Source organism: Acinetobacter sp. (assembly GCF_049284435.1).
In the GTDB taxonomy this organism is placed as follows: domain Bacteria; phylum Pseudomonadota; class Gammaproteobacteria; order Pseudomonadales; family Moraxellaceae; genus Acinetobacter.
Genome location: NZ_JBAPXX010000038.1, coordinates 1 through 4,329, shown reverse-complemented (window position 1 = coordinate 4,329; position 4,329 = coordinate 1). Strand labels below are relative to the sequence as shown.

The window sequence follows — 4,329 nt, the reverse complement described above, 5'->3', positions numbered from 1 at the left end:
CCCACTTCGATCTGACCCAAAGCAATCTTGTTGGCAATCAGGAACGCAGCCTGCAAGCCCGTACCACAGGCTTGCTGAATGTCATACGCTGGCGTTTCAGCTGCAAGGGCTGTGTTCAATACACATTCACGGGTCATGTTGAAGTCCCGGCTGTGCTTCAATACCGCACCTGCAACCACTTCCCCTAAGCGTTGACCTTGCAGATTAAAACGCTCAACCAGGCCGTTCAGGGTTGCTGTGAACATATCAGTATTGGATGCCGTAAAGTAAGCACCATTAGAACGTGCAAATGGAATGCGGTTACCACCGATAATCGCAACGCGGCGAACTGTATTTTGGCTCATGTTTGGTTCCTGTTGAACAGAAGTCTGTGTTATAGAAGTTGAATCTTGTTGGCGTGAAGTCGTTTTTTTGGCACGTGTAGACGTACTACGTGTACGTGTGGTTTTAGCCGGACTTTTTTCTGCTGCATTGGCTGTATCAGTATTTTTAGTGCTACGCTTGGTGCGCGTTGATGGTTTTGACACAGTTTCTGTCGCAGAGTTCTTGACTGCTGGATTTTCTTGAGTTGTTTTGCTCATAAGGCTTTATCAGGCAAATAGATCGTCTTCTTGGTGCTTACATTAGCATAGAAGACTATAGGCTGTATTGACTACAATGACATTACAGACTGCGCTCAGGTCAAGTCATCTGCCTATTATCTCAAGTATGATTGGGCGGAATCTGGCGGATCTATTGAAATATATGTGTCTGGCATCATATTGAAGTTTAAGGATAACTTTAGATCAACCAAAAATTAATTTGTATGAGAGATAATAAACATGACTGATCAGTACCAAACTTTTGCAAAATCTCCTATTGGTAAATTTGTCATTAAAAATTTGGGTTTGCCATCCCCAACTTCTTTAGACCGTTTTGAGTCTGCTACGCCGGTGGTAAAAGGCGCAGTATTATTGGGCGCAGTACCAGCAAGTCCATTGACGGGTGCTATTGCTCAGGTTCTGGCAAATATTCATGCCAACAGCTATGCAGGTAATAATGCTGAGTTGCAACAGGCGGCTGCAGCATCTGGGCTGAATCTTGGTGCATTTAACCCGGGCGATAAAGAATCAAAATTCAAGGTCGTTATTTTTGATGCTTCAGGGATCGAAAATTCAGAACAGTTAAAATCACTTTATGATTTCTTTAACCCGATTGCGCGTCAGATCCAGAGTTCTGGTCGTGTTGTAATTGTCGGTACCACACCTGAAACAGCAAAATCGGTGAGCCAGGCGATTGCTCAACGTGCATTGGAAGGTTTTGTGAAATCAGTGGCTAAAGAATTCAAGAAAGGTATCGCAGCAAACCTGATCTATGTTGATGCAGGTGCTGAAGCGAATCTTGAGTCTGCATTACGTTTTGCGGTTTCTCCGCGTTCTGCCTATGTTTCTGGTCAGGTGATCCGTGTTTCACCAGCTGAAAAAGTAGACGTAGACTGGATCAAGCCATTAGCGGGTAAAGCTGCGGTTGTGACAGGCGCAAGCCGTGGTATTGGTGAAGCGATTGCCCATGTATTGGCCCGTGATGGTGCACATGTCATCTGTCTGGATGTTCCACAACAGCAGGCTGACCTTGATCGTGTAGCTAGTGAGATCGGCGGTTCTACCTTGGCTATTGATATTACAGCTGCAGATGCAGGTGAGAAGATCAAGGCAGCGGCAGCTGAGCATGGCGGTCTGGATATTATTGTACATAATGCCGGAATTACTCGTGACAAGACCTTGGCCAATATGAAGCCTGAGCTGTGGGATCTGGTGATTAATATCAACCTGTCTGCAATAGAACGCGTGAATGATTATTTAATCTCCCACGATGGTCTAAATGCCAATGGCCGTATTATCTGTGTATCCTCGATTTCTGGGATTGCAGGTAACCTGGGTCAAACCAACTATGCAGCATCTAAAGCCGGGGTGATTGGTGTAGTAAAATTCACAGCACCGACATTAAAAAATGGTATAACCATTAATGCCGTTGCACCGGGCTTTATCGAAACACAAATGACGGCTGCGATTCCATTTGCGATCCGTGAAGCGGGCCGCCGTATGAACTCGATGAGTCAGGGCGGTCTACCTGTCGATGTTGCAGAAACGATTGCAATGTTTGCTGCTACTGCATCAACAGGTTTAAATGGCAACGTGGTACGTGTATGTGGTCAAAGTCTGTTAGGGGCTTAATAGAATCCCCCTAAATCCCCCTTTTCAAAGGGGGACTACTCCTCCCTTTAATAAAGGGAGGTTGGGAGGGATTAAAAATATAAAAGGACAGTTTGAAACTTGCTCCTCATCCTCTCTATCCATTAGAGAGAACTTGATAAAGATAAATATTTTAAAGGTTCAGTATGAATACGCGCCATTTTAGTCAACTTCCAAAACCTTATTTAGCCTATCCAAAAGTGATTCAAGGCTTGATTTTTAAAAAGCCGAAAGCTGAAAAAGTTCTACCGCAAGTTGAATATGTGGTGGATTCATTCAAGGTCGATCAGAAACATCTGAAAGCCTATAACGAAGTTTGTGGTTTTAAAAATAATGGTTATATTCCAGCAATCTATCTGACGGTACTTTCACAAAGTCTGCAAATGCACATGATGACTTCAGAAGCATTTCCGTTTCCGATTTTGGGTTTGGTACATATCCGTAACCAAGTGAAGCAATACCGTAAAGTCGGTGTGAATGAGACATTGACGCTGTCATGTAAGTTTGGCGAATTGCAGCCGCACGATAAAGGCGTGCAGTTTGATTTCATTACTACAGTCAAAGTGGGAGGCGAGGTCGTAGTTGAAGCATTGACGACTTATCTGTCACGTCAAAAGACCAATGCTAAAGCTGCTGCCAAACCTGCAGAAAGCCAAGCGCCAGAATATATACTCAATAATGAATGGAACATCTCGGAGAATACTGGTCGCCGTTATGCCATGACCTCAGGTGATTTTAACCTGATCCATATTCATGCAGTCACAGCGAAAGCTTTTGGTTTTAAACAGGCGATTGCACATGGTATGTGGAGCAAAGCCAAAGCGCTGGCAAATCTGTCATTGCCAGATGCCTATGAAGCTGATGTCTGGTTCAAGTTGCCGATGTACTTGCCATCTAAAGTTGAGTTCCTGACCGCGCAGGCAGCGAATGATACAGATTTCCTGATTCGAAACAGTAAGAATCAAAAACCGCATGTCACCGGTCATATCAAAGCGATTTAAATCTGAAGCAAAAGCCTAAATCTGTTTTAGGCTTTTTCATTTTAAGGGATTAATATTCTATGGATAGAATGATGCAGCCAATTAAAGATTATCTTTTTGCTGATCAGCATAATTATCAGGGCAATGTCGATGAGCGTTTCAGTGACCTTGCCCGTCAGTTTAGCCGTTTGCAGGATGCACGTACCGAACAGGGTGGTGCGGCACTGGTGGTATATTTTGAGGGACAAAAGGTCGTCGATATTTATACCGGTAAAAAGTCTGTCACTGAAAACTGGCAACCCGATACCATGTCGCTATGTTATTCCACAGGCAAAGGCGTACTGGCGACTTTGGCGCACATTCTGGTCAGTCAAGGTTATCTGGATTATGACTGGCCGGTTGCAGAATACTGGCCTGAATTTGCGCAAAAGGGTAAAGAAAATATTACTCTGGCGCATATGCTCAGTCATCAAAGCGGATTGTTTGATATCCGTAATATCATTGATGATGCCACTGAAATGACCGACTGGTCGCATATGCTAGACCGGATTGCGGCAGCTGAACCACGTTTTCAGGTTGCTACAGATGCCGCTTATCAACCGCTAACCTTTGGCTGGCAGGTGGGTGGGGCATTAGAAAAAGCGACTGGTAAAAAACTGGGTGCACTGATGCGGGAATATCTGGTGCAGCCCCTACAATTAAATGGTGCTTATTTTAGTGTACCGACGAATGAGTTAACTCGGGTGGCTTTACCCATTTTAAAGCCTAAAGTAGCCAAGTCTCAAACACAGCCTGCGAAAAAAACCACGCCAAGAAAACCCAATCTGATGGAACGAGCCTTGGTCTTTAGCGGGCAGGATCCTCAGGATTTTCAGGATGCAATGATTCCCACAGGCATGAAGAAATTTAGTTTCTTTAGTGAACAGGGGCTACAAGCGATTATTCCCTCCGCCAATGGAGTATTTACCGCAGAGAGTCTGGCAAAAATCTATGCCATGCTGGCCAGTCGTGGTGAATGGCAAGATCAACAATTCATTTCGCCTGAGGTGTTTCAGCGACTCAGTCAGGTTCAATACAAAACACGAGATCGGGTCATGCCTTTACCGATGCACTGGCGC

The 4,329-nt window shown here is 44.6% G+C and carries 3 protein-coding genes and 1 pseudogene; 3 read left to right on the top strand and 1 reads right to left on the bottom strand.

The window, feature by feature from the left end; translation table 11 throughout:
* Nucleotides 1–581: pseudogene (locus tag WAK81_RS03000) on the bottom strand (acetyl-CoA C-acyltransferase); the annotation flags it as partial.
* A 240-nt stretch (nucleotides 582–821) separates the two neighbouring features.
* Here WAK81_RS03000 and WAK81_RS02995 point away from each other — a divergent pair.
* The 3 genes from WAK81_RS02995 to WAK81_RS02985 form a co-directional block, all read left to right on the top strand.
* Nucleotides 822–2,213: a 3-oxoacyl-ACP reductase gene (locus WAK81_RS02995; RefSeq protein ID WP_422195628.1), complete on the top strand. Its 1,392-nt coding sequence runs from the start codon at nucleotides 822–824 to the stop codon at nucleotides 2,211–2,213.
* A 164-nt stretch (nucleotides 2,214–2,377) separates the two neighbouring features.
* The gene (locus WAK81_RS02990; protein ID WP_422195627.1) at nucleotides 2,378–3,232 is read left to right on the top strand and encodes a MaoC family dehydratase; all 855 of its coding nucleotides are present in this window, start codon (nucleotides 2,378–2,380) and stop codon (nucleotides 3,230–3,232) included.
* A 59-nt stretch (nucleotides 3,233–3,291) separates the two neighbouring features.
* On the top strand, nucleotides 3,292–4,329 hold a 1,038-nt coding region (locus tag WAK81_RS02985), incomplete at its 3' end, for a serine hydrolase domain-containing protein (protein WP_422195626.1).

Excerpts from the sequence above, each read along its gene's own strand:
- WAK81_RS02995 (WP_422195628.1), top strand. The coding sequence starts at position 822 with ATGACTGATCAGTACCAAACTTTTGCAAAATCTCCTATTGGTAAATTT.
- WAK81_RS02990 (WP_422195627.1), top strand. The coding sequence starts at position 2,378 with ATGAATACGCGCCATTTTAGTCAACTTCCAAAACCTTATTTAGCCTAT.